Annotated in this window: 25 protein-coding genes and 1 other annotated feature; of the genes, 2 read left to right on the forward strand and 23 right to left on the reverse strand. The window is 36.5% G+C overall.

Annotated features, from left to right (window positions below):
* Positions 1 to 3: 3 nt before the first annotated feature.
* The 9 genes from K4422_RS07120 to K4422_RS07160 all read right to left on the reverse strand — a co-directional run bounded on the left by K4422_RS07120 (position 4) and on the right by K4422_RS07160 (position 10,532).
* The gene (locus tag K4422_RS07120; RefSeq protein ID WP_230710153.1) at positions 4 to 2,394 is read right to left on the reverse strand and encodes an ABC transporter ATP-binding protein; all 2,391 of its coding nucleotides are present in this window, start codon (positions 2,392 to 2,394) and stop codon (positions 4 to 6) included.
* Between the two features lie 14 nt (positions 2,395 to 2,408).
* Positions 2,409 to 3,101, reverse strand: a complete 693-nt coding sequence (locus K4422_RS07125; protein ID WP_206902333.1) for a TetR/AcrR family transcriptional regulator — start codon at positions 3,099 to 3,101, stop codon at positions 2,409 to 2,411.
* A 575-nt stretch (positions 3,102 to 3,676) separates the two neighbouring features.
* Positions 3,677 to 4,414 (reverse strand): alpha/beta hydrolase, encoded by a 738-nt coding sequence (locus tag K4422_RS07130; RefSeq protein WP_230710155.1) that lies wholly within the window; start codon positions 4,412 to 4,414, stop codon positions 3,677 to 3,679.
* 10 nt (positions 4,415 to 4,424) lie between these two features.
* Positions 4,425 to 4,952 (reverse strand): dihydrofolate reductase family protein, encoded by a 528-nt coding sequence (locus K4422_RS07135; RefSeq protein WP_230710157.1) that lies wholly within the window; start codon positions 4,950 to 4,952, stop codon positions 4,425 to 4,427.
* Positions 4,953 to 5,115: 163 nt separating this feature from the next.
* The gene (locus tag K4422_RS07140) at positions 5,116 to 5,322 is read right to left on the reverse strand and encodes a hypothetical protein (protein ID WP_230710159.1); all 207 of its coding nucleotides are present in this window, start codon (positions 5,320 to 5,322) and stop codon (positions 5,116 to 5,118) included.
* Between the two features lie 49 nt (positions 5,323 to 5,371).
* Positions 5,372 to 6,295 carry a DUF5655 domain-containing protein gene (locus K4422_RS07145; RefSeq protein WP_230710161.1) on the reverse strand — a complete coding sequence of 308 codons (924 nt, stop codon included), beginning with the start codon at positions 6,293 to 6,295 and terminating at the stop codon, positions 5,372 to 5,374.
* A gap of 785 nt (positions 6,296 to 7,080) precedes the next feature.
* Positions 7,081 to 9,414, reverse strand: coding sequence for an AAA family ATPase (locus tag K4422_RS07150; protein ID WP_230710163.1), 2,334 nt, complete (start codon positions 9,412 to 9,414; stop codon positions 7,081 to 7,083).
* Positions 9,415 to 9,880: 466 nt separating this feature from the next.
* On the reverse strand, positions 9,881 to 10,072 hold the full coding sequence (locus tag K4422_RS07155) for a hypothetical protein (RefSeq protein WP_230710165.1): 192 nt from the start codon (positions 10,070 to 10,072) through the stop codon (positions 9,881 to 9,883).
* Positions 10,073 to 10,163: 91 nt separating this feature from the next.
* On the reverse strand, positions 10,164 to 10,532 hold the full coding sequence (locus K4422_RS07160; RefSeq protein ID WP_230710167.1) for a hypothetical protein: 369 nt from the start codon (positions 10,530 to 10,532) through the stop codon (positions 10,164 to 10,166).
* Positions 10,533 to 10,567: 35 nt separating this feature from the next.
* On the opposite strand from K4422_RS07160, the gene K4422_RS07165 reads away from it, so the two are divergent.
* Positions 10,568 to 10,855, forward strand: coding sequence for a hypothetical protein (locus tag K4422_RS07165; protein WP_230710168.1), 288 nt, complete (start codon positions 10,568 to 10,570; stop codon positions 10,853 to 10,855).
* Between the two features lie 52 nt (positions 10,856 to 10,907).
* Positions 10,908 to 12,194: a site-specific integrase gene (locus K4422_RS07170; RefSeq protein ID WP_230710171.1), complete on the forward strand. Its 1,287-nt coding sequence runs from the start codon at positions 10,908 to 10,910 to the stop codon at positions 12,192 to 12,194.
* 90 nt (positions 12,195 to 12,284) lie between these two features.
* Here K4422_RS07170 and sufB read toward each other — a convergent pair whose 3' ends face one another.
* From sufB to K4422_RS07240, 14 genes are all read right to left on the reverse strand, one after another.
* The gene (gene sufB, locus K4422_RS07175) at positions 12,285 to 13,676 is read right to left on the reverse strand and encodes a Fe-S cluster assembly protein SufB (protein ID WP_206902413.1); all 1,392 of its coding nucleotides are present in this window, start codon (positions 13,674 to 13,676) and stop codon (positions 12,285 to 12,287) included.
* 62 nt (positions 13,677 to 13,738) lie between these two features.
* Positions 13,739 to 14,236: a Fe-S cluster assembly sulfur transfer protein SufU gene (gene sufU / locus K4422_RS07180; protein WP_230710173.1), complete on the reverse strand. Its 498-nt coding sequence runs from the start codon at positions 14,234 to 14,236 to the stop codon at positions 13,739 to 13,741.
* Positions 14,223 to 15,458 (reverse strand): cysteine desulfurase, encoded by a 1,236-nt coding sequence (locus K4422_RS07185; RefSeq protein WP_206902328.1) that lies wholly within the window; start codon positions 15,456 to 15,458, stop codon positions 14,223 to 14,225. Before K4422_RS07185 ends, sufU begins: the two co-directional genes overlap by 14 nt.
* Complete coding sequence (gene sufD / locus K4422_RS07190) at positions 15,455 to 16,735, reverse strand: Fe-S cluster assembly protein SufD (protein ID WP_230710175.1); 1,281 nt, start codon at positions 16,733 to 16,735, stop codon at positions 15,455 to 15,457. The genes K4422_RS07185 and sufD overlap by 4 nt, the downstream gene beginning before the upstream one ends.
* Before the next feature lie 16 nt (positions 16,736 to 16,751).
* Complete coding sequence (gene sufC / locus K4422_RS07195) at positions 16,752 to 17,522, reverse strand: Fe-S cluster assembly ATPase SufC (protein WP_230710486.1); 771 nt, start codon at positions 17,520 to 17,522, stop codon at positions 16,752 to 16,754.
* 186 nt (positions 17,523 to 17,708) lie between these two features.
* The gene (hemC, locus tag K4422_RS07200; protein ID WP_230710177.1) at positions 17,709 to 18,614 is read right to left on the reverse strand and encodes a hydroxymethylbilane synthase; all 906 of its coding nucleotides are present in this window, start codon (positions 18,612 to 18,614) and stop codon (positions 17,709 to 17,711) included.
* Positions 18,604 to 19,602 carry a uroporphyrinogen-III C-methyltransferase gene (cobA, locus tag K4422_RS07205; RefSeq protein ID WP_230710178.1) on the reverse strand — a complete coding sequence of 333 codons (999 nt, stop codon included), beginning with the start codon at positions 19,600 to 19,602 and terminating at the stop codon, positions 18,604 to 18,606. The genes hemC and cobA overlap by 11 nt, the downstream gene beginning before the upstream one ends.
* A 120-nt stretch (positions 19,603 to 19,722) precedes the next feature.
* Positions 19,723 to 20,571 carry a MetQ/NlpA family ABC transporter substrate-binding protein gene (locus K4422_RS07210; RefSeq protein ID WP_230710180.1) on the reverse strand — a complete coding sequence of 283 codons (849 nt, stop codon included), beginning with the start codon at positions 20,569 to 20,571 and terminating at the stop codon, positions 19,723 to 19,725.
* Between the two features lie 51 nt (positions 20,572 to 20,622).
* Positions 20,623 to 21,309, reverse strand: a complete 687-nt coding sequence (locus K4422_RS07215) for a methionine ABC transporter permease (protein WP_230710182.1) — start codon at positions 21,307 to 21,309, stop codon at positions 20,623 to 20,625.
* On the reverse strand, positions 21,302 to 22,336 hold the full coding sequence (locus K4422_RS07220) for a methionine ABC transporter ATP-binding protein (protein ID WP_230710184.1): 1,035 nt from the start codon (positions 22,334 to 22,336) through the stop codon (positions 21,302 to 21,304). The genes K4422_RS07215 and K4422_RS07220 overlap by 8 nt, the downstream gene beginning before the upstream one ends.
* Before the next feature lie 76 nt (positions 22,337 to 22,412).
* Positions 22,413 to 22,668, reverse strand: a binding site (T-box leader).
* Positions 22,669 to 22,726: 58 nt separating this feature from the next.
* Positions 22,727 to 23,065: a glycine cleavage system protein H gene (locus tag K4422_RS07225; RefSeq protein WP_206902321.1), complete on the reverse strand. Its 339-nt coding sequence runs from the start codon at positions 23,063 to 23,065 to the stop codon at positions 22,727 to 22,729.
* A 1-nt stretch (position 23,066) separates the two neighbouring features.
* A complete protein-coding gene (locus tag K4422_RS07230) occupies positions 23,067 to 23,423 on the reverse strand; it encodes an arsenate reductase family protein (protein ID WP_206902320.1) in 357 nt (118 codons plus the stop codon).
* Between the two features lie 44 nt (positions 23,424 to 23,467).
* Complete coding sequence (locus tag K4422_RS07235) at positions 23,468 to 24,661, reverse strand: FtsW/RodA/SpoVE family cell cycle protein (protein ID WP_230710186.1); 1,194 nt, start codon at positions 24,659 to 24,661, stop codon at positions 23,468 to 23,470.
* A 417-nt stretch (positions 24,662 to 25,078) separates the two neighbouring features.
* Positions 25,079 to 25,318, reverse strand: coding sequence for a hypothetical protein (locus K4422_RS07240; RefSeq protein ID WP_173102292.1), 240 nt, complete (start codon positions 25,316 to 25,318; stop codon positions 25,079 to 25,081).
* Positions 25,319 to 25,339: the final 21 nt, after the last annotated feature.

Genomic DNA, 25,339 nt, shown 5'->3' on the forward strand with positions numbered 1-25,339 from the left:
CTCCTATTCTGCTTCCAAACCTAATTCAGCATTACTCAATTGTGATGAAGCAATTTCTTGATAAACAGCAGATGTTTCCATCAATTCATCATGTGTACCTTGCGCCACAATCCGACCTTCATTTAAAACGATAATATTGTCAGCATGCAAAATAGTAGAAATTTTTTGTGCCACAATAATTTGGGTAATATCTTTAACATTTTCTGCTAATGCGCGTCGCAGTGCAACATCGGTTTTATTATCCAAAGCAGAAAGTGAATCGTCAAAAATCAAAATTTTCGGATCTTTTGCTAACGCACGTGCAATGGACAAGCGTTGTTTTTGACCACCAGAAACGTTTGTCCCACCTTGTGAGATGGCACGATCATAACCGTCATCATTGGAGTCGATGAATTCTTCTGCTTGGGCAATCATCGCAGCTTTTTTCATTTGTTCGTCTGTAATACCTTCCACGTCACCAAATTTAATATTAGATTTAATATCGCCAGAGAATAAAATTCCTTTTTGCGGTACAAACCCGATTAAATCATGTAATTTATGCAAACTCATTTGGCGAATGTCTACGCCATCAATGGTAATGCGACCAGTCGAAACATCAAACAAACGGGGAATCAAGTTGACAACCGTTGACTTACCAGAACCCGTGGAACCGATTAAAGCTGTTGTTTGCCCAGGTTTAGCAGTGAAATTCAAATGATGCAATACATCTTCATCTGCATCTGGGTAACGGAATGTTACACCTTCGAATTTTACTTCCCCATTAAAGTCGTGATCATCTTGTGGTTGTTCAGGATTAGTAATTGTTGGTTTTGTTTCTAAGACTTCGTCAACACGACCAGCAGATACGTTAGCACGTGGTAAAATAATTGAAACCATTGAAAGCATCATAAAGGCCATTACGATTTGCATTGTATACGTAATAAAGGCCATCATATCCCCAACTTGTAATTGTCCGGCATCCATATTGTGACCGCCGACCCAAACGATTAAAACAGAAATACCATTCATCAACAACATCATAATTGGCATCATAATAGACATCGCCCGGTTAACAAACATTTGCGTTTTCATTAGGTCTGTATTGGCACCATCAAAACGTTTTTCTTCGTATTTTTCACGGGAGAAGGCCCGAATAACTGGTAAACCAGTAATGATTTCACGGGAAACTAAGTTCACCCGGTCGACCAGTTTTTGCAAGCTCTTGAATTTTGGCATTGTAAAACCAAGTAAAGTCAAAACTAAAATCAAGACTAAACCAACGGCAACACCAATAATCCAGCCCATACCAGTACCTGTTTTATATACTTCGTAAATCCCACCTAAACCTAATATCGGTGCGTACAGTACCATCCGAATTGTCATAACCAAACCCATTTGGATTTGTTGAATATCATTTGTACTGCGCGTGATTAAGGAAGCTGGTGAGAATTTTTCCATTTCAGCATTTGAAAATTGTAAAATCTGCTTGAATTGTCCCACCCGCAAATTTTTACCAACAGAAGAAGAAACCAAAGAAGCAATTAGACCAACTAAAATTGCAGCGGCAGCAGAGATTAACGTTAAAATAATCATTTGCGTACCTTTTTTCACCATATAATCAGTTTGAATTTGCTTAGTATCTTTATTCAAAGCTTTATACTCGGCTAATGTCAATTGGACTCCAACTGTTTTCATGGAATCACTTCCCATATCGCCAAGCTCGTCTTTGGTTTCTTTTCTTGCAGCTGCTAATTTTGCTGGCATCGCATCATTGGTTTTTTTCAACTCGTTTCCAAGTTCTTGGGCCTCGGCACCTTTGGCTTTGGCTTCATCCCCAAGTTTTTGGGCCTCGGCACCTTTTTCTTGGGCGGTTGCCATATCACCACCTGCTGCAGCTTGTTGAGCTTGGGCTGCGGCTTGTTGGGCTTGTTGTCCCAATGTTTTAGCTTCGTTACCAAGTGCTTGGGCTTTTTTGCCGTCTGTGCCTAATTTTTGGTAGGTCGTTAAAATTTCTTTGGCAGCATTCCCGTCTTTTGAATCTTTGGCTTGAGAAGAAGCCAGCATCATCATTGGCAATTCAAAAATCTTGGCCAATTTTTCTTTTGTCATACCATCTTTTAAATCAAGATTGTAAACATCAACTTTTTTACCATCTACTGTTTTTGTAGTAGCTTTATAATTTTCTTTAATCGTATCTTTTTCAGCATCCGTCATAAATAACTCGATAGCTGATAGCGTGGACTTGCGAATTGTTTCTGGTGTCGCAGTTTCTAGTCCTCCTTGTTGAATACCTACGTCGACGATGTCTGACGTAATACTTGGTAATGTCAAATCACTATGCGCTTGGATTCCTAAAAGTACCAGTGCTGCTAGGATTGCATACCAATATTTTCCCAGATATTTAAATAATTTCACGTCTGCAACCTTCCTTATCTACTTAATTTTTCATCTTTAGGTTTTGTAGCACCACTTTTTAGCCAATTGAGCTTTAAAGTAAAATCCTTTAAAACTTCTTCCATATCAAAATCGTCTTTTCCAACTAACTGGCGATACCCTTCTGCAACAGACGAAAATACCATGTGCATCAACATTTTGACTAAAATTTTCAACTCATCTTCGTTTGCAACTTTTAAAGTCGTCAGATCAATCATATTGTAAAATTCCTGCATGGTTTCTTTATGTTCTTGGCGTGCCTCTTCAGAATGAAAAGCCACATGGGGATGATTTCGTTTATCAAAATGGGGTGAAACTTTATGGAAAGAACGATAGTCCATATTCATAAACAAGTTCTTATAAAAGGCTGCATTCTCACCTTGCAAAACTTCTTTCACCATTTTGATAAAGTAAATTTCAAAACCGTCAAAAAGTTGTCCTTTTGCCTCTCTCATGGCATTATTCAACTCATGTTGGGTATTGCGCCGCATACTTTGAAAATAATAGAAATATAAATCTTCTTTATCTTCAAAATATTGATAAAAACTTCCCCGGGGAATCCCGGCATCTTTAATAATTTGCGCAATTGACGCATCCACTAAAGGTGCTCTGGAAAACTCTTTTTTCGCAGCTTTCATAATTCGTTGCTGCTTTTCTCTTGTCAGATGAAAAAAGGTTTCCTTTGGCATGATCTCTCCTCCTTACTTTAAAAATTTTCACTTTAAATAAATGACGCTATGTCATGTGACAATGTGTCATTATACGCTCATTTTTGGCAATTGCAAGCATTTTGCATAATTATTTTCATAAAAACGTTCAAACAAAAATGGTTATTTAAAAAGTTAAAAATATTGATTTGTCAGCATTTAAACGCAAAACATATATTATCTTTTGAAATAAAATCAGCATTTTACTATTTTCAAACAAAAAAATTTCATACTTTCTTCATATATCAATTTGAAATAACGGTTTCAATTTTATCAAGACAATAACAATTGATTATATTTCTTGCAAAAAAATATACCAATTTGTTTTCACGTTTTTTAATCGTTGACGTTAAGGTTATCAAAATTTTGTTTTTTAAATTTGCCAAGCCATCTCGCCTTTTTTTTCAAAGCTGAAGATTAAACTTTAGTACGTTTAATTTTGATTGTCTTAAAAAAAATCCTCACATAAAAAGTCGTCTTAACTTTCAAAACTTAAAAATTACACCAACTTATCATCTTTAGGGTTGCTACTACGACTTAATCCTTGAGAATTTTTCCTATTTTATTTCTTGCAACCAATGAATAATAATCTGACCAATTTTCCTTTGTTGTTCATCATTGGAGATTGTTGCTTGTCCATCACCTTTTTGTGCTCCGTAACTGCCAAAGCCAGCATGATTGCCACCTTTAATGATTTCATAAGTAGCCGTCTTTGGTAAATAGTTTTTGGCTTTTTGATACTGTTTATGATTTAATACCTGATCTTTACTAGCTGTAATTGATAAAACCGGCATATTGTTCTTTACAAGTGACCCTTTCTCATCAGGATAACTAGCTAAAAAAATCATACCCGCAATATCTTTGGGCTGGTTATGTGCATAACGACTCGCCATCACCCCACCTAATGAATGACCGACTAAAATATTTCTTTCATGTGGATTCATCACAACATCTGCTTTATTTGGGGCCATTACAGCCAAATTCAAAGGTAACTTCAAAATATAAACCCGATAACCTGCTGCAGCTATTTCTTGAGCCAAAATGCGATAACTCGCCGGATTGACCAAAGCCCCCGGATAAAAGATAAGATTTGTCTTTTCTTTTGTTTTATCTGCCTGTTGACTAGTAAATAATTCGTAATCTTTTGTAACTTTTACCGGCTTAATTGCACTTGCAGTACTTGTGGGGGTGTAGGTGTTCACTTTTAGATAGAAAACACCACCTGCTATTACTAAAATAAAGGCAACAAAAATTCCCAGCAGCGTTTTTTGCCACCAACGCCATTTCTTCAACATAAAACCTTCCTTACGTCATTTTTTTACGATAATGTAATTCCACCAATTCACCCATTTGCGTTGTCGCAACAAACGTCAGCCGTTGTTGATAATTGCCGGTTGGAAATAACCGTTTACCACTGCCTAGTAACACTGGCGCAATTTGTATCCAGTATTCATCCAATAGATCAGCTTTCATTAATTGAGTTAATAAATTGCCGCCACCAACAATCCAAATATAGTCCTTGACTTGATTTTTCAAATCACCAATCACTTTGACAGGATCTTCACTGGTAAAATATCCCTCATGAATTTCGCCTGTTCGCGTGCGGGAAAAAACGATCTTCTGTTTATTTGGATACAAGGATTCCTCTTGCAGTAATTTCAATACTTCATCGTACGTAACACGTCCCATAACGACCGTCGCAACTTTTTCTGCAAAACTTTCATAAGTCGAAACACCAGCTAAATCCGTATCAAACAACCATTGCAAATTATCATTACTGTCTGCTAAATAGCCATCCAAACTAATCGCACCATAAAACACGACTTTACCCAAGTAAATACCTCCTTTATGTATTTAAAAATTTACGCAAAAGAAGACCACTTCTTGATTATAGCAACAAGAAGTGGTCTTATAAAAAGATACGACTGAAAGATTTTATTATTATAAGCAAACTCATTTCATACTCAAAAATTATAAGCATTCACAAAATTTTTACTTAATACATTTCAGTTAACTCCAAAGCATCGCGAATATCGCCATTTTCATAAACACGGACTTGAGCTAAAGTTCCAGTTTCCCCTTGAGCTTGCCATTCTTTACTTGCTATCTTGATTTGCCAATAATGACCATATTCATCAATTCCTTCCCCCATATCATTATATAAAAGATCATCATTATAATTCACTAGTGTTGTATGAAACATTATATATTTCGTACAACACTAGTGATATTTTCTCTAAATTACAATTTTATCAACGATAATGTTTCCAAGCTTGCTTAATTAAGCTCGCGATATACTCAATATTTTGATTGTCCTTTAGAATAATTTCGTAGTCCCCATTTCCCCAATGGCCTGTTTGACTCACATCTCGTGCCATATTTTCCGGGTCATTTAGCTCACCCGCTTTTAAATTGATCCAAAGTTTCAACGCATTCTTCTGTATATGGATATCCACAATATTGCGCTTTAATTTAAAGGAATTATAGAGTTTCACGGGTTTAATTTGAATATTTCCATCCCACCCAAGAATAATTTCCCTTAAATCATCATACAAATTTTGAATGTCTAGATTACCAATTTGACGATTTTTTTCTTCCGTGTAAATCATTATTTCTTTTGATAAGCCTTTCTTACTAACTGAATTCAATTCATTAGTCTCAATACTTCTTATCTGTCCAAAGTTAGTTTTTTTAAGGAATTCAACATCAAACAAACCATTCTCATATTTTTTTGCCACGAGTAAATCAATTGGTAAGTCAGGGTTATTAAACGCACCATACTGATAATTGGTGTAGTCTCGTGCTATAAACAAAATTTTTGTTTGAGACCAATCAATATCTTTTACCCGCTTCAAATTTGCAGGATAATGTTCATTATAACTTAAGGTAAAATCCCCTTTATGCGCCAAAAGACTGTTGAGATAAGCATAGCCTTGATCAACCACGCTAAATTTTTTTCCCATTTTGTATTCAATGATCACAAAACTATTCGTCTCCTCGTCAAACGCAACTGTATCAAGACGAAAATTGTCCACAACAAATTCAGTTGCCACGAATTTTAAATTGAACAGCACCTCTAAATTGGACTCAATCAAACATTGAAGCTCCTTTTCATTGCTGAACATAACTTCTTTGACTGCAACTAGTTCTTGATTTTTTAATCGATATAAAACCATTCCTATACCTCCTTTTACTATAATTCTTTTCACTTGTTATCTAAATGATAGCACAGAAGAGGTTTAGGTAAAAAATTGAAAATAGCTGGTTAAAGATTGGGAACAGCGTTTCGAGCAATCATTTCAGTACTACCCCACAGACCCTTCCATTTGACAAAAAGCATAAAACACAAACGAAATAGATGTCAAAACAAACTAATATGAATATTAATAAACAAAATAGAATCATACAAAATCATCGAATTCAAAACTTTCCGGTGTAAGTTTCGGTGTAAAATTTGGGGAACATAGGAAAGGTTTTTATTCATTAATGTCGATACTAAATGTTTATCTTTTTAAATAGTTCTTAGTATAACACAGGTTCACCTATCAACCGCAAGAGGAGTAAGCAGCATGAATGGTAACTACTTTCCCAATAGCCACGGGTTTTGATGTATGTCATATTAATAAATAAAAAATGATGTAGAACCAACGATTCTCTACAATTGGGCAAACCCAGATCTTAAAAAATAGTAAATAAAAGAAACAAACCTTGTCAGTTGTTAATTTGACAAGGTTTGTCTGTAAGTGAAATGGTAGATATCCATATTATTTTTAATAAAAATCAAGATACATAGTAATTGAAGAGTATTGATTTATAGGTATTCTCATCCGTATTATGTCAGCTCTTTATTCTGATTCAATTAAATATACTTTACTTCATTAGAATAACCAATATTGTTAGAACTAGGTATATACGAATGGACTAGAAATAATATTAGAAATTGAAATATTATTCTATTGAATTATTGATTTTCTGATAATAAAGTCCACCTTTTGTTGTAGTTATCATAATGCTCATTTGCGTTATTATTGTAGAAAATTTCTTTGAACATCTCTAAGATATCTTCTTTATTTTTTCCAATAAGCTCAGCTGAAAGATCATCTACAGCATGTGAATTTACATTGAATAGTTTTCTATGTTCATCCATATCCTTATAAAACCGATCTGGATGAATTTTATTGAAATGAATATACGTCTCAATTATACGTCTCATCGAGTTTAGCATTGAATTTAACATATTTTGCTCATACAGAGAGCCTAGTTCCATCCAAAGAAGCTCATAATGTGTACTCAAGTCTGTCGTTTCTGATAAAATCCGATTGAAAATCCCGTTTTCAAGCCAATAAAATGTATTTTTATCGTACTTAGAGACTTCTATTAGTTTTCCGGTTGGATTATCAGGGTTTTTCTTTTTATCTTTTCTATTATCTTGTGGTTGAACATTCAGGTAAAAATGAGCGTTATGAGTCATACAAATGAAAAAATCATTATTAGCGTTAAAGCGATTTTTATACTTACCTTGATATAATTTTTGAATTTCAGTAATAATTAAATACTGCATCGTATCGTCATTAGAATTCATAGGATCATCAAAAATAATAAATTTATTTTTTTTATCTTCAGAGTTTTCTAATTGCTCCATAAAATATAAAAATGCTATTATATTTTTTTCGCCAGTAGAAACCTTGTCAATGGAACGAGTACCAGATTCATCTTTTATTTGATAGTGTTCAACTTCTTGATCATTTTTAACTATCTCCAATTGCAGATTACTTTTACCCACGCTTATCAATTTTTTATTTATACGAGTTGCCAATATTTTAGTATTTTTAGTTTGTTCTAAGAGAGCAAGTTTAGCCTGTGTTAGTTTTGAAATTTCATTTGTAATAAAATATAATGTTCCTTCATTTGGTTCCAACTCGGAACCCTTCAAAGAGATAATTCTATTTTTGAGTGCTTCACTTTTAGTTTTGTAAGAGTCAGATAATTCTGTGAGCTTAAAATTCTCAATGTCATGACCTTGCCAATCTTTTTTATAGGATTCTTTAAGGGCTAATGCTTTTGCTACGTAATGTAGTCTAAGGCTGTTTCGTGCACTTTGATGTTTAGTTGATAGTTGATTGGAATATTCATTATTTTTTCTGATCAATTCGGTGATTAGAGAATCTTCTTTATCAAAATTTAAAATGGGCTCTATATCCAATGGACCTTTTGGAGAAAAGAGACTGTCTCTTTTTTCATCAATAGCTAATTCTAGAGTTGAAATAAATGTTAACCACAGCCTTTTTTTCCCCAGTATAGTTTCATTTAGTTCGTGTATCTCCTTGGAAAAAGAATGATAAAAAGAGGTGGGATCAATACCTTGAATATTATTCACCTCATTTTTTATCTTATATAACTTATCTGATTTATATGTACGAAGCTCTTGTTGAAATAGTTCAATATCTTCACTAGAAAAATATCGTTTCAACTTTTCCATGCGTTCAGAAGTTACGATATTCCCGCAATAAGCACAGATATCTCCAGAATTATGTAACTTCCATCCTAGCTCTGCAAAATCTTTTTTCTCAGAGCTTTCGGATAGCTCGTCAATGGTAAATGTTTCTTGAACAGTCTTCTGCAATAGGATATTAAGATCACGTATAAGATCGCTGCTATTTAGGATGGGCAGGTTTTCTAAACTAATACTTTCTGTTGTTGTTTCAGATAAAACTATTTTAAGTCTATCAATTTCTTCTTTTTCTATTTGTTTAGCACTAGATATATCCTTTTCAAATTGATTTTTATTATAGTTTGTATTATTAATTTGGTTTTGATAGTTTTCTTTGATCTTTCTCGCTTGATCTGTATAAAATCTATCTAACTTACGTTCTTGTTCATTTTTAAGGAGAGAAGCCTTTTCATATTCTAAGAGTAAAGGATGTTTAGAAATCCCAGTTTCATCAATATCATGACTCTGATTTAGAGAATTAAGTTCTTGGTTAACTTCAAATTCTTTTTTTCTCAGAACGTCTAATTCATTGTCTATATCGTCAATGTTCTTCTTGATTTCTTCATTTTCTTCACCCAACACTACTGCATTTAGTCTTTGATCTACTAAGACACCTTCAAGGCCGGTGAAAATTCTAACATCGAAATCATTAAAAAACTGTCTATTAATAATGCGGCAAAGAGAACTTTTACCTGCACCATTCTTTCCAAAAATAAAACTTTTATTTAATAAAAGAAGTGAAGGATGTGACAAATCAAATACGTCTACGTCTGCTAAATTTAAATCAACATTCAAATTCTTCATTTTTTCTACTCCCCAATAAATTAATTATTTCACAATTTCATTATAGCGACTACATTAACAATAATCTAGATTATTTCATAGATAGTTAAACTAATATAGAAATAGATATGAAAAATTTGAAAACAGTTTAGTGGAAAGAGAGAATAAATTTAAGGTGTTAGATCAGTTAAGTAAAGCTTCAATTTGAGCGATTAAAATGAAAGTTAACAACGATCAAGAAGAAATAGAAAACTGTTCAATCAGCGCAGCAAGCAAAACCGCATATACAATCTTTTTCCGAGACAATAAATATAGATGAATAAAAAAGTACCAAAGCTTTTTTACCTTGGTACTTTTTTAGTATCCAAAAACTCGGTGTAATTTAGGGAAAAAGGGGGACGGAATTGATAACTCAATGTTACTTAGGACTTTCAGTTCATTGGTTTTTAGTTAATTTTAGAGGAGATTACTTCTAACCAACAGTAGTTTATTTCTGATTTCCTAATAAAATAATATTATCTGCTTTGTAATACATCGGATTTCCTGGACGGCTTGGTTGGAGGTTCTCAAACCGGCATTTGACACTCTCGCGTTTCATAATCTCATCATTATCAATCGGGTGATCCAACGTATTGACGGTGACTTGCGTTGCTTTTTTACGGAATTGCCCCAAAATCAAAATCGTTCATACTTAACATTTTTGGCATCGTGTTTTCTTCCTTTCTTTGCTATACTTGCTTTAGAAAATTTTTAGCGCGGCGTTCATTCACTTATTGGGAAGTGATGGACGCTTTTTTTGTGCGTTCTTGAATAATCGGAATCAAATCGAAACGTTGTTGTTCACTGACATATTGAATCATCCGATCAGAAAGTTCCGGTGTCCATTCGTAGTTTGGATGAATCTCTAACAAGCTCGGGTTAATCTTTACACCCTCACCATGTAAGAAAAAGAGTGCTTGTGTTAAAGCCATCGGTCCGCCATATTCATACCAATTCAAGGAACGATCAAAACTATTAAGCTGATATTGCCGTGTGGTAGTGGGAATGAGACATGGTTTAAGATAATCTTGCCACCACTGAGACGTTAGAAAAATTTGCGACCGTTCTTCATGCGACGCCCATCCAGTTATTTGGTTCACCAAAAGAAATTGCCGTATCCGAAACTACGGTAATTATGGATCGCATTGACGAATACGACCAAAAAGTTCAAAACTTGTTTAATTTAACAAAAGTCATGAATAGCTATACCATTAAGGAAATAAACGAGGTAGCTGAAAACTTAGCCTTTATTCAACGTTTCTTTACACCACAAATGCGCCGAGATGAAGAAGGATTACCTGTCTTGGATGAGAAAGGAAACCCTATTATGGAACCAATTTTCTTTGACAACTTACCCTTCGATACGATTGAAAAAACAGCCAAAGATTTAGCTTTCATACAAAAATCACAACAAAATTTGTAAATTGAATTATTTTTCTTTCCTATGTGCCCCACACATCAGAAAGAGAAAGAAAATGCCAATATATATACAATACGAAACCAAAAAAGGAACTTTTTGGGAATTACGTGCCTATCTTGGACAAGATGAACAAGGAAATGAAAAGAGAATTACTAGAAGAGGCTTTAAAACACAAAGAGCTGCTCAGTCTGAATTAAAGCGAATACAAGCCGAGTATGAATATAATAAAGGGCTCAAAAAGCAAGTGATGACTTTCAAACAACTATACGAACTCTGGCTAGAGCAATATCGTTTAAGAGTAAAGCCCTCTTCTGTTGCAACCGCAAAAAGATATTGTGAAAATCATATTTTACCTAAATTTGGTCATTTAAAACTTAATCAAATTACAATTTCTTATTGCAAAAAAATCGTTAATGAATGGCATGCAAAATATAAACAATATTCTTATCTAAAAAAAGAAACGCAAAAAATATTAAAGTATGGCGTTTCTATTGAAGCCATAGACTCGAATCCGATGCAGAAAATTCAAATGCCTCGAAAAATAGAAACAGACGAACCCATAAAGTTTTATACAAAGGATGAGTTGATTTTTTTCTTGAAACATTGCCAAAAAAATTGTTCAACAAAACTTTATACTTTTTTTAGGCTTATAGCTTTTACTGGAATGAGAAAATCAGAAACTTTAGCTCTCCGATGGGCTGACATCAATTTTGAAGAAAAAACACTGTCTATTGGTAGAACTCTTACGATCGACGAAAACAAAAATAAAATTATTCAAGAACCAAAAAACAAAAATTCAATTCGAACGATTAAGCTTGATGATACTACTATTTTTCAACTTAAAAAGTGGAAGTTATCTCAGCAGCAAGAACTACTCGTCAGCAGCCATAATGCATATAAAACAGGACAACTTATTTTTACAAACAGATATAACGAACTTTATTATCCACAAGTTGCAAACGATTGGTTAGATTGGGTGTACAAAAAATATGATTGCATTGATCTAGCGAATAGGAAAAAGATAAAAAGAGAATACGAAAAATTACTAGAAGAATTGCAAAATCTTGAAATTACACAAGAAGAAAGATTCAACAAGCAAAAACTTCTAACGATGAAAGAAAATGCAATCAATAAAGAACACATTCCGTTAAAAAGAATCACTTTACACGGTTTTAGATATACTCATTGTAGTTTGTTATTTGAATCTGGTGCATCAACCAAGGAAGTCCAAGCAAGATTAGGCCATAAAGACGTTCAAACTACGATGAACATCTATGCTTGTGTAACTCCACAAATGATTGAAAATACTGGAGAAAAATTTGCAAAATATATTGGATTTTGACGGAGTAAGTTTCGGTGTAAGCTTTGAAAATCGCGAAACAAAAAAACTAGGAACCCTATAATGTCAAGGTTCCTAGCCTGTATTTAATTATTAACCCACAGACCCTTCCATCTCATAACTAATCAAACGATTTAGTTCGACGGCGTATTCCATTGGGAGCTCTTTGGTGAATGGTTCGACAAAGCCCATGACAATCATCTCGGTGGCTTCGGATTCTGATAGGCCGCGGCTCATCAAATAATACAATTGTTCTTCAGAGATTTTTGAAACTTTGGCTTCGTGTTCAAGTGATACTTGGCTGTTATGAATTTCGTTAAATGGAATGGTATCAGATTTTGATAGTTCATCCATAATAATCGTGTCACATTCAATATGAGAAGCTGAACCGGTACTTTTCTTACCAAAGGTTACTTGTCCGCGATAGTTCACTTCGCCGCCATCTTTTGAAATAGATTTTGAAACGATTGAGCTTGAAGTGTTAGGTGCGTTGTGAATCATTTTAGCACCGGTATCTTGAATTTGGTTGGCCCCTGCAAAGGCGATTGAAAGCATGGTGCCGCGCGCACCTTCGCCGTCTAGGTAGACACTTGGATATTTCATTGTGGTTTTTGCACCGAGGTTACCGTCAATCCACTCTACTGTAGCCCCTTCGTAAGCTTTCGCACGTTTTGTTACCAAGTTGTAGACATTGTCAGACCAGTTTTGAATTGTGGTATAACGGCAGTAGGCATCTTTTCTGGTAAAAATTTCAACAATCGCTGCATGTAAACTGTTGCTTGAATACGTCGGAGCGGTACACCCTTCAACATAGTGAACGCTAGCGCCTTCATCAACGATAATTAATGTTCGTTCAAATTGTCCCGTATTTTCGGCATTAATCCGGAAATATGTTTGCAATGGTGTATCCACCCGAACGCCTTTTGGTACATAAATAAATGTCCCCCCTGACCAAACAGCTGAATTTAGGGCAGCTAATTTGTTATCAGTTGGTGGTACTAATTGGGCAAAATATTCTTTGAATAATTCAGGATATTCTTTTAAGGCTGAGTCTGTATCCGTAAAGATAATCCCTAATTTTTCAAATTCTTCTTTCATGTTGTGGTAAACCACTTCAGATTCATATTGAGCAGAAGCGCCCGCCAAGTATGCCCGTTCGGCTTCAGGAATTCCGATTTTTTCAAAGGTATCTTTGATTTTATCGGGAACATCATCCCAATCACGAGCTGGTTTATCACTTGCTTTTTGGTAGTATTTAATTTTGCCAAAATCAATATCTGAAAGGTCTGGACCCCATTTTTGCATCGGCATTTTGTTAAATGCTGCCAGTGATTTCAAGCGAAAATCTAACATCCATTCTGGTTCGCCTTTAACTGCTGAAATCTCCCGAACAACTTCTTCGGTTAAACCTTCGCCGGTACTAAAGACGGGTTTGACGTCATCATGGAAGCCAAATTTGTATTCTTCTAATTCAGGAACACCCATGCGATCACTACTCCTTACTTTATTTAGGTATTGATTTTCTCTGAAATCAATGCCACATCTTCTTATTTATTTTCCCCTAAAATATCTTCTTCATGGGAATGTATGGAACTTGTTTCGGCAATGCCACTGTTTGTTTCAACGACCGCTTTTTCCAATGCTTTCCAAGCTAAAGTCGCACATTTAATTCGCGTTGGAAATTTTGCGACGCCACTTAACATTGCGGCATCTCCCAATTTTTCAGCATCAGCTACGTCTTTTCCTTGCACCAAGTCAGAAAACATCTGCTCTAAATTGCCGACTTCTGATAATGGTTTGCCAATAACTGCGTCAGTCATCATAGAAGCACTGGCGGTACTGATCGAACAGCCGCTGCCATCAAAGGCAATATCCGAAATAATTCCATCATTTACTTCAACTTCCAAATGAATGACGTCGCCACAAGTTGGGTTATTCATTTCAATTGTCACATTAGATTTTCCCAACGTCCCTCTATGATGAGGATGGCTAGAATGATCTAAGATGACTTGGCGATACAAATTGTCTAGTTTAGATAGTGCCATGTTGGAAAAACTCCTTTGTTTTATGAATCGCATCAATTAAGCGATCCGCATCTTTTTTTGTATTATAAAAATAGAAACTTGCCCGAGCTGTGGCAGGTACATTCAAGTACTTCAATAATGGTTGAGCACAGTGATGTCCTGCTCTAACTGCCACGCCTTCCATATCTAGCGCGGTTGCCACATCATGGGGATGAAGACCGTCAATGTTAAAAGCAATAACGCCAGTATGATCTTGTGGATCTTGCGGGCCATAAACTGTGACACCGTCAATTGCTTGTAATTTAGGCATGACATAGTCTACTAAGCTTTGTTCATAAGCGTGGATTTCATCCATCCCAATGGCAGACAAATAATCAACTGCTGCCCCTAAGCCGATTCCTCCGGCAATGTTAGGTGTACCCGCTTCAAATTTCCAAGGCAATTCTTTCCATGTACTGTCGTATAAATTAACAAAATCAATCATCTCGCCGCCAAATTCCACAGGCTCCATTTGATCCAACCATCGGCGTTTGCCATATAAAACGCCAATACCAGTTGGACCACACATCTTATGACCACTAAAGGCATAAAAATCAGCATCCAATTGTTGAACATCCACTTTCATGTGGGGAACAGATTGTGCGCCGTCTACGACCATAACAGCATCATTTGCGTGGGCTAGAGCAATCAATTCTTCAATTGGATTAATCCCACCTAAAACATTTGAAACATGGGCAATCGAAACAATTTTAGTTTTTGGTCCGATTTTACGCTTGGCATCAGCTAAATCAAGATAACCTTCTGGCGTAATATCGATATAAACTAATTTAGCCTTTTTTTGTTGCGCCAATTGCTGCCAGGGAATGATATTGGAATGATGTTCCATATAAGAGATGACAATTTCATCACCAGCTTCAACAAATTTAGCGCCAAAACTTTTGGCAACCCAGTTTAAGCTAGTCGTTGTGCCTCGCGTAAACAAAACCTCTGCTGTTTCTTTGGCATTAATAAAAGTACGTACTTTTTCTCTGGCACCTTCATAAGCTTGTGTTGCACGTTCTGCTAAGGTATGAACACCACGGTGAACATTCGCATTATCTTGATGATAATAGGCAGTCAATTTATCCAACACAGCTTCAGGCTTTTGTGTTGTCGCGGCATTGTCTAAATAAACGAGTGGTTCATCGTTGACCAATTGATGTAAGATTGGAAAATCTTGTCTTAATTTTTGGGCATCAATCATCGATTCAACTTCCCTTCAATCACTTCAATAAATTCTTGTTGGGCCTCTTTCACTGGAATTGCTGTAATAACAGAACCTAAGAAACCACGAATAACTAAGCGTTCTGCTTCTGTTTTAGGCAAACCACGACTCATTAAATAGTACATTTCTTCTGGATCGACGCGACCAACACTGGCTGCGTGTCCGGCAGTAACTTCATTTTCATCAATCAAAAGAATTGGGTTAGCATCGCCACGAGCTTTATCAGAAAGCATTAATACGCGACTTTCTTGCTGCGCGTCTGCACCTTTGGCTCCTTTTAAAATATGACCAATACCGTTAAAGGTTAACGTACCTTTTTCACGGATTACACCGTGTTGCAAGATATGGCCGATAGAATGTGGTGCTTTATTGGTAACCCGGGTATCAATCCCTTGAATTTGTTTGCCTGCTGAAATGGCAACAACTTTAATTTCAGAATGGGCCCCATTGCCAACTAAATCTGTATCAAAGTCTGCTACGACATCCCCGTCATTCATGACACCAATTGCCCAATCTACCATTGCATCTTGCATTACGTAACCACGACGATTCAAATACGTCGTCAAGTCTACACCTAAGCGGTCAATTGCAGAGTATTTCACTTTGGCCCCAGCTTTGGCGATAACTTCTACAATAATATTAGCGGCTTGTTTTTGTGCTACTTCTTTTTCAGAATTAAAACGCTCCAAGTAAGTAAACTCACTATGCTCATCTGCCACTATTAAAATATGTTTAAAGAAATGCTCTGTACCAGATTGATTTAAAATCGCTTCGATTGGTTCTTTAATCACTACATTTTTAGGAACATATAAAAACACGCCACTATTCATAAAAGCGGTATGGGCAGCAGTTAATTTATCTTCAAAAGGTGTCACTGCTTTTTTCATATAATACTCGTGAACTAATTTGGGATATTCTTGCATGGCAGTAAAAATATCCGTGAAGATAACACCTTGATCCACTAAATTTTGGGGTAACTGTTCAAAAACAGTAGTGTCGTCTGCTTGTACTAATAATGGATTGTCCTGCATGACATCAAAAGAGGGGACACTTGTTTCTTTTGGTTCTCCACTTAAATGGTCACTGGTTATATTTAATAGTGGCCAGCGGTGAAAACGAACCCGTTCAATTTGTGGCAAAGCTAATTCGTCCACTTGTTCTAAAGCCTGCAAACGCATTTCCAACATCCAAGCTGGTTCTTCTTTATAAGCAGAAAAGGTGGTCACATCAGCCAGTAGCTTTTTCAATTCTGTCATCTAATTGACCTCCTTTTTAAACTTCTTCCTTGTAATCAATACCTAATTCTTTGCTGATTCCAGCATAACCTTCTGCCTCTAAGCGTTTGGCAAGGTCAGCGTTACCTGTTAAAACAACGCGACCGTCCATCATGATATGAACGACATCAGGCGTAATATAGTTTAACAAACGTTGGTAATGGGTAATGATTAAAGCACCAAAATCATCGCCGCGCATTTCGTTGACCCCTTTTGCCACTACTTTTAACGCATCGATATCAAGACCTGAGTCAATTTCATCTAAAATAGCAAAAGTTGGTTCCAACATTAATAGTTGTAAAATTTCGTTACGCTTTTTCTCCCCACCGGAAAATCCTTCATTCAAGTAACGTTCTGCCATTTCTTCTGGCATATTTAATAATTCCATTTTTTTATCTAGTTTTTTTAAAAATTCCATGACTGAAATTTTATTGTCTTCATCTCGTTTTGCATTAATTGCTGCCCGCATGAATTCTGCGTTGGTGATGCCTGGAATTTCACTTGGATATTGCATTGCTAAAAATAGCCCTGCCCGTGCTCGTTCATCAACTTCCATCTCCAATAAATTTTCACCATCTAGCAGGATTTCACCTTGGGTTACTTCATAATTAGGGTTTCCCATAATCGCAGCAGATAAAGTAGACTTCCCTGTTCCGTTTGGTCCCATAATGGCATGAATTTCGCCAGTTTTCAGCGTCAAATTAACACCTTTTAGAATTTCTTTATCTTCGATTGCTACATGTAAATCTTTAATTTCTAACGTTGCCATCGTCTCGCCTCCATCATTTTCATTCTCACTCATTTTACGCTAATTGAGAATGATAAGCAAACTTCCCTCAATAAATTTGCTTATTCTTTTACTATTATAAAATCAATAATTTTCAATTTAGAATGATTATAAATTAAAAGACCCAAAACGAAAACTTCCTCGTCTTGGATCTTAGTTATTTCTCATTTATTCTAGTGGCCAATTAGCCAGTTTTTGTAATGCTCGTGCACTATTCTGCCCTAAAATCACCGGATTAGCGCCAACTTGAACAAGAGAATAAGATGCACCTGTCTTACTGCCTAACATTGTGCTCAGTTCAATTTTCTCCCCAATCACTTTGGCATGAGCGGCTAGTGGAACGTTACAACCAACCCCAAAGACAGATAAAAACGCACGCTCACAAGTAATTGCGCTTCGCACATTTTTGTCATCAATAGCTGCGGCGATTTTTGCTGCAGGTGAATTTTTCACAGCTTCAACTGCAATCACCCCTTGGCCGACAGCTGGCAAAAATTCATCTAACGCTAAGGAAACTTGATGCAATTTAAAATCACCTAAAGCTTTGGGATGGCGTAGTAGTGCAGCTTGAGCCATCATGATACCGTCGTATTCTTTTTGGGCTAATTTTTTTAAACGCGTATCGATATTGCCCCGCAAAGACTTAATCATAAAATCCGGACGTAGCGACAATAGTTGAAATTGGCGGCGTAAACTGCCAGTACCGATCACAGCGCCTTCAGGCAAATCTGTTAATGTAGTAAACTCATTGCGTAAAATTAAAGCATCCCCTGCCGGTGCACGTTCGGGAAATGCCGCTAAAGTTAACCCTTCTGGCTCTGTGGAAGGTAAATCTTTCGCACTATGAACGGCCAAGTCAATTTCGCCAATCAATAGCTTTTGCTGAATAGTTTTAACAAAAACACCCTGTCCTGCCATTTGGCTTAAAGCGGTTGTTTGATCCTTATCACCGGTAGTTGTAAGTAACACTTTTAAAAAGCGATGTTCTGGAAATAAGTTTTGTAAACGCGCAATCACATTGTCCGTTTGAATTTGAGCTAAGGGACTTTTTCTAGTACCAATTTTAACGTCCATTTTGGCCTCCTTTAATTTCTTTTAGGAAGTCTTGAAATAATGCCGGAGCATTTTTGCCTTGGTAGATGATTTCGTAATCTTCTTTTAAAAGGGGTAACAATAAACGTTGATGTAAAGAAATAAACCGTTCATCAAATGCTGCCCCCACAAAAACGGGATACAAGTCTGCACCTTGATCGGTATAAGTTAAAAGTTCATCAAAAGTAAGTTTTTTTTCACTGACTAAAATCGTTTTTTGACCAAAACGGGGTAATTCTTCAAACCAGGATTTTGTCGCCGCTTTTGCTGCTACTGGTCCAATAAAAATCAATGCAGGATTATGCAAACCAGCTTTTTCCACTGTTTCATGAATTGTTGCAAGTGTTGCCACGACCTTTTTTTGTCGCCCCCAACTTCCCCACTCCACAACTGTAACAGGCAGGTTTTCACTGGCACCTTGGGTTAACATAATTTTAACGACAGCTGCTAATTTTTCCATTCCCATGTATAAAACGATTGTTCCACCAGCAGAAAGTTGAGCTAAAGGCTCTTGGGCAAATTCTTGCAACTGGGCTGTCGGTGTAGCTAGAAACACTTTTTCACTGACATGGCGCTCTGTAATCGCAAATCCGGCATAGACAGATACACCAGAAGCACTGGTTATACCTGGATATACTGCATATTCTATCCCGCGTTTTGCTAAAGCCTGCACCTCTTCTTCAACGCGTCCAAAAATACCGGGATCGCCGCCTTTTAATCGGACAACATTATCATATTTTTTAGTAGCACTAATTAACTTTTCTTGAATTTCACTTTGGGTATAGGCATGGTGTTCAGGTGCTTTTCCTACATAAACAAGTTTAGCATCCTCAGGGGCTAAATATAATAAAATTGGATTTAATAAGCGGTCATAAAAAATAATATCGGCATTTTGCAAGGCTCGCAATCCGTGGTAAGTGATTAAAGCAGGATCGCCTGGGCCTGCACCAATTAAAGCAACTTTTCCCATTTTTTTGCTCCTTTTAAGCTAATTTTTTAGTCATTACTTCTACGCTATTATCCCTTATCTTAAACAAAAAAACAAAGGCACAACTCACGACTTCGTAAGTGCGCCTTTACTTATTTTTTATTATTTTGCATCAACGATTTTAACAGAGCCTTTCCATTTATCGTCAACAAATTTTTTCACTTCATCGCTGTGTAATACTTCCAACAATTTTTTAATTGCAGGTTTCGTTTCATCACCTTTGCGTACTGCGATAATGTTAGCATAGGGGGAATTATCGTCATCGTGCATCAAGGCATCTTTTTCTGGATTTAAACCAGCAGTTAAAGCAAAGTTCGCATTAATTGCAACCAAGGCATCTTTTTCATTTTCATAGGTTGGAACCAATAAACCTGGGTCGATATCGTGTTTGAATTTTAAGTCTTTTTTGTTTTCAGCAATATCATCGAAGGTCGCAGTTGTTTTTTCAACACCGTCTTTTAATTTGATTAGGCCCGCGTTTTCAAGAATTGTTAAGATACGACCCCAGTCAGTATTGGAGTTTGAAGTAATGACAGTCGTACCCTCTTTAATGTCATCTACACTTTTAATACCTTTTGAATAAATGCCCATCGGTTCAATATGAACGGCACCTGCATCGACAAAGTCATAGCCATTTTCTTTGACTTGGTCATTGAAATACGGTTTGTGTTGGAAATAGTTGGCATCAATTTCTTTTTCTGCCAATAACTTATTTAACAATGTGTAATCGGTAAAAGATTTCACTTCCAAGTCCACGCCTTCTTTTTTCAATAAAGGTTTGGCTTCGTTCAAGATTTCCGCATGAGGACTTGTTGTCGCCCCAACGATTAATTTTGTTTCTTTGGCATCTGATGAAGAACTAGCTTTCTCATCTTTTGATCCGCCATTGCCACAAGCGGCTAAAGTAATTGTTGCAAGCAATACTGTTGCGAAACCAAATAATTTTTTCATTTTCATTTCTCCTCTACAATTTAATAATTTAATTGTGAAACTTCGCCGCAATTAGCGCTTGTCTAATTTTTGCGTGAAGTAATCTCCCAAGCCTTGAACAACAAAAACGATTAGTAACATAATCACCGTTGCAACTAAAGTGACCGTTTGATTACCTAATTGGAACCCTTCTGACCAAGCAAGAGAACCTAAGCCACCAGCGCCGATTGCACCAGCCATAGCGGTAAAACCAATCATAGAAACAGATGTCACGGTAAAGCCAGAAACCAAAGCCGGCATACTTTCAGGCACTAAAATTTTATAAATAATCTGCCAGTAGTTAGCCCCCATCGCATTGGCGGCTTCAATCACCCCTGAAGAAACTTCGCGAAAAGCAATTTCCACTAGACGAGCATAAAATGGTACCGCCGATAAAATCAAAGCTGGTAAGGCTGCACTAGCACCGATCATACTCCCCACCAACGTTTTGGTAAATGGAATAATTAATACCATTAAAATCATAAAAGGTGTAGAACGAAAGATGTTACTGATGATGGACACCACATTATATAAAATTTGGTAACCGGCACTTTTTTTTCGTCCTAAGCTATATAGTAATAAGCCTAACAAAATTCCTAAAACAAAAACCACAACCATGGAAACAATTGACATATAAAGCGTATCAACGGTGGATGTTTGCATCTTTGCCCAATCGACTTTGTCAAAGTTTAAATATGTTTCAGTAAAACTCTTATCCACGATGCAACACCTCCACTCCTACTTGTTGGGCAGAAAAGAATGCCATGGTTCCATTAACCGCGTCGTCGTCTCCGGTAATCAAGACCGTCAAAGAGCCAAAAGAGTTGTCTTTTGATTGCCGAATATTCCCATAGACGACGTTAATATCAACATCAAATTTGCGAATTGCTTGTGAGATTACCGGTTCATTGGCATTATCGTCTTTAAAAATTAACGTCGCTAACACACCATTAGGATTTTCAGCGATAAATTCTTGTAAAACTTCTTTTGGTTCTTCACTTTGCTGTAAGTCTTGTTGAACAAAACGTTTGGTAACAGCCTGTTTAGGATTACGAAAGACCTCAGAAACTTGACCTTCTTCCACAATCTTACCCAATTCCATCACCGCTACTTTATTACAAATTTTGCGGATGACGTTCATTTCATGGGTAATTAATACAATTGTTAAGTTTAATTTCTGGTTGATATCTAATAATAAGTCCAGTACTTCATCGGTCGTTTGCGGATCTAGCGCACTCGTCGCTTCATCACAAAGTAAAATCTTAGGATCATTGGCTAGCGCTCGAGCAATTCCTACCCGTTGCTTTTGCCCACCGGATAATTGTGCCGGATAAGCATCTCCTCGACCTTCTAAATTTACTAATGCAAGAAGTTCTTTGGCTTTTTGCTGCCGCTTCTCTTTTTTAATCCCTGCTAATTCCATCGGTAATTCAATATTTTCTAGAACTGTTCTGGACCATAAGAGATTGAAATGTTGAAAAATCATTCCCACGTTTTTACGAAACTCACGTAATTCTTTGCTCTTCAATTTGCCGATATCTTGTCCATCAACGACAACACTGCCGTCAGTTGCTAATTCTAGCCCATTTAACAGGCGAACCAATGTCGATTTACCAGCACCAGAGTAGCCGACAATACCATAGATGTCACCTTTATCAACAGTCAGAGAAACACCGTCTACAGCCTGGATTGTCTGTTTTTTGACATTAAAACTCTTTTTGACATCCGTTAATTGGATTAAAGCCATTTTTTCAGCCTCTTTCTTTTTTTCATACTTCAAGCCATAAAAAAACAGCTTGCCATCCTTGTAATTCTTTCAATTACAAAAGGACGAAAAGCTGTCGCAATTTCGTGTTACCACCTTAATTTGTTATAGTCTCACAACTATAACCTTATCCAGTACTTACCTCTTGGTGCATACTGTCGTGCTATAACGGGCACCCCCGTAATAAGCTTGCCAGCGGCTCACTTATTCTGCTCAAAGACCATCTTCCATCTTACCTTCATTACCTGTTTGCAGCATCTCCAGGCTCTCTGTGAAATGTCGGTGACATGTACTCTTCTTTTCAAAGCTTTCAAGTTATTGGTGAAATTATAACAAGCTAAAAATCGCCTGTCAATTATTTTCAGAAAAATTTTACAGTTCGTTGAATTCTGTGGCATCGACATCTTTAAATGCCACCAACCACGCATTCATTTCATCTTCATCATTTAAAACGTCAATATTTTCTAGCGCTTTTTCATTCACAGAAGAAATCGTCCCTGTTAGAGGTGCGGGAAATTCTTGCACGGCTTTTTCAGCTTCCACTTCAACTAGCGGTGTGCCTTGTTTAAACGTTTGACCGGCTTTTGGCAATGAGGCAAAGGTTACTTTACCTAAATCAGATTGCGCAGCTTCCGTTAAACCAACGACATACTCATTTCCATTGTACAATACCCACAAATTATCTTTTGTTTTCAAACATTTTTGTTGCATCTTATTTCGCGACCCCTTCATATTCAGTTTCTTTAAAGCCAATCGACAAAAGTTTGTCGTCACGCACTAAAATTGGACGTTTGATTAACATCCCATCACTTGCCAATAATTCGCTAGCTTCTTGTATCGATAAATTGGGCACTTGATCTTTTAAACCCATTTCACGATACTTCATACCACTTGTGTTAAAGAAGCGGCGTACTGGCAAATCACTTTCTTCCATCCACTGCATTAATCTTGCGGCAGTCGGTGGATTTTGAACCATATCAATGGTTTGAACCGCAATTTCTTGTGAATCCAACCAAGCTTTTGCTTTTTTACACGTACTACATTTTGGATACCAATATAAAGTCAGCATAGCATTGCTCCTTTACTTTTATTTCCGCTTTCACTTTACCACGTTTAAGCTAAAGTAGCATCTTTTTCCTCTTTTTTCGTCTCTGCTTGGTAACGCATCGATAAAATGAGGCCGATGCCGATCATATTGCTTAAAATAGCCGAGCCACCTTGACTAATAAAGGGCAATGGAATCCCCGTTAATGGCAAAAGACCAATATTGGCGCCAATATTTTCAAAAACGTGAAATAAAATCATCATAATAATACCAGTAGCAATGTAAGCATAAAACTCATTATTTGTATCAAAGCACACGCGAATCATATGATAAATTAAAATGAAATACAAGAGGATGACAAACGCACTTCCAATAAAGCCAAAATTTTCGCCAATAATCGTAAAAATCATATCAGATTCTCTGACTGGTACATAAACATCGCTAACATTAAAGCCTTTTCCTGTCATCCCACCAGAACCAATAGCAAGTAAGCCATATGCTAGCTGATAAGAATTTCCTTGCATATCATGGAAAGGATTTAACCATGAGTCGATGCGGGCAAATTGATAGGATTTAAAGCCGACGTGATACAAAAGATCTCGTCCTACCTCAGTTGTCACTAAGAAAATCGTACCTCCACCCACAATCGCAAAAATCGCAATTAGCGGAATTAAAATGCGCCAGGATATTCCAGACATCAAAAAAACGCCCCCGATAATCGCTACAAACACCAACATGGTCCCAAAGTCTTTTTGCAACATCACTAAAACCAAGACTGGCAGTGAAACAGCTAAAATCTTTAATATCAAAAGACCATCTGTAGGTAAATTACGATTACGGTATTTCACATTGTGCGTCGTTACGACTAATGCCAACATCAAAATTAACGCAATTTTCATAAGTTCGGCGGGTTGGAAATTTACCGGCCCAAAAGTAAACCAGTTTTTAGAACCCGTGACACTTTCTAAATTTCGGTCGTAAAACTTCAATAATAAGGTCATAATCACTAGACCGGCACCATAAATGTAGGGTGTCAACTTCCAAATCCACTTTGATTTCATATGCATAATCACCACAACCGCTACTGTACCGACCCCATACCAAACAGCTTGTTTGGCAACACCGGCCAATACATTAGGATTGTTACGATCATGGGTCAAGGCGACATACAAGGCTGCCAACCCGATTAAACACAACAGAAAGACTGGCAATATCACGCCATAATCAATCCGATTATCATTTCTTGCTCGTCTATTTTCCATGCTTCCTCTTCTTTCCAAAAAGACTTTGCAAACTTCTAAAAATTAGATACGACAGTAAAAGCTCGCTAAACTCCTACATTCATTTACGTTTACGTAAAATTTTGCCTTCGCATCTAAAAGATTCGTTTGTAAAGCTAGACACTGCTGGCTGATTGCAGCAGCGTTTTTCCTACGTTAGATAATATAAACTAAAAATCGAGTAAAAAAGTACACTTCCCCATTATAGTTGTTAATGAAAAGAAAGAAAAGAAGGGAATTAGACCCTAGGAAAAATTTAAAAACTTTACTTATACGGCCTAAAAAAAGACCTGAAAAATTGTATAAAAAAGGATCGTCATAAACCTAGTTCCATAAATTTTGCGGATAAAAAAATAAGACTTAAGCCAACAAGTGCTGCCAGCTTAAGCCGTAAGAAAACTATTTTAGTTTTTCCAGTTCTTTATAATTGATAATCATCACACCATTACTTTGTGTCATTAATTGTTGATTATCACCCGTTTCGTCAATTTCAACGACTGCAGAATTTTTTAACTGTTTCGTGACGGTACCGGTCTGCGGTTTTCCGTAAATTGTAAATTTCACATGGGTATCGACCTGAAATCCTTTACCTGCATCTGACGGAATGATTGTTGTTTCAAACTTACCAAAACTTGCCACTATAGAAAACCTCCCTTTAAT

Origin of the sequence: Enterococcus sp. SMC-9 (assembly GCF_021011285.1) — a bacterium.
Taxonomy (GTDB): Bacteria; Bacillota; Bacilli; order Lactobacillales; family Enterococcaceae; genus Enterococcus_C; species Enterococcus_C montenegrensis.

Bases quoted from the DNA above. Each gene is read 5' to 3' on its own strand.
- K4422_RS07150 (WP_230710163.1), bottom strand. From the start codon at position 9,414: ATGAAGAATTTGAATGTTGATTTAAATTTAGCAGACGTAGACGTATTT.
- K4422_RS07140 (WP_230710159.1), bottom strand. From the start codon at position 5,322: ATGTTTCATACAACACTAGTGAATTATAATGATGATCTTTTATATAAT.
- sufU (WP_230710173.1), bottom strand. From the start codon at position 14,236: ATGGCACTATCTAAACTAGACAATTTGTATCGCCAAGTCATCTTAGAT.
- K4422_RS07185 (WP_206902328.1), bottom strand. From the start codon at position 15,458: ATGATTGATGCCCAAAAATTAAGACAAGATTTTCCAATCTTACATCAA.
- K4422_RS07130 (WP_230710155.1), bottom strand. From the start codon at position 4,414: ATGTTGAAGAAATGGCGTTGGTGGCAAAAAACGCTGCTGGGAATTTTT.
- cobA (WP_230710178.1), bottom strand. From the start codon at position 19,602: ATGGGAAAAGTTGCTTTAATTGGTGCAGGCCCAGGCGATCCTGCTTTA.
- K4422_RS07220 (WP_230710184.1), bottom strand. From the start codon at position 22,336: ATGGCTTTAATCCAATTAACGGATGTCAAAAAGAGTTTTAATGTCAAA.
- K4422_RS07165 (WP_230710168.1), top strand. From the start codon at position 10,568: ATGGATCGCATTGACGAATACGACCAAAAAGTTCAAAACTTGTTTAAT.
- K4422_RS07225 (WP_206902321.1), bottom strand. From the start codon at position 23,065: ATGCAACAAAAATGTTTGAAAACAAAAGATAATTTGTGGGTATTGTAC.
- sufB (WP_206902413.1), bottom strand. From the start codon at position 13,676: ATGGGTGTTCCTGAATTAGAAGAATACAAATTTGGCTTCCATGATGAC.
- hemC (WP_230710177.1), bottom strand. From the start codon at position 18,614: ATGGACGTTAAAATTGGTACTAGAAAAAGTCCCTTAGCTCAAATTCAA.
- K4422_RS07230 (WP_206902320.1), bottom strand. From the start codon at position 23,423: ATGCTGACTTTATATTGGTATCCAAAATGTAGTACGTGTAAAAAAGCA.
- K4422_RS07125 (WP_206902333.1), bottom strand. From the start codon at position 3,101: ATGCCAAAGGAAACCTTTTTTCATCTGACAAGAGAAAAGCAGCAACGA.
- K4422_RS07210 (WP_230710180.1), bottom strand. From the start codon at position 20,571: ATGAAAAAATTATTTGGTTTCGCAACAGTATTGCTTGCAACAATTACT.
- sufC (WP_230710486.1), bottom strand. From the start codon at position 17,522: ATGGCAACGTTAGAAATTAAAGATTTACATGTAGCAATCGAAGATAAA.
- sufD (WP_230710175.1), bottom strand. From the start codon at position 16,735: ATGACAGAATTGAAAAAGCTACTGGCTGATGTGACCACCTTTTCTGCT.
- K4422_RS07170 (WP_230710171.1), top strand. From the start codon at position 10,908: ATGCCAATATATATACAATACGAAACCAAAAAAGGAACTTTTTGGGAA.
- K4422_RS07235 (WP_230710186.1), bottom strand. From the start codon at position 24,661: ATGGAAAATAGACGAGCAAGAAATGATAATCGGATTGATTATGGCGTG.
- K4422_RS07145 (WP_230710161.1), bottom strand. From the start codon at position 6,295: ATGGTTTTATATCGATTAAAAAATCAAGAACTAGTTGCAGTCAAAGAA.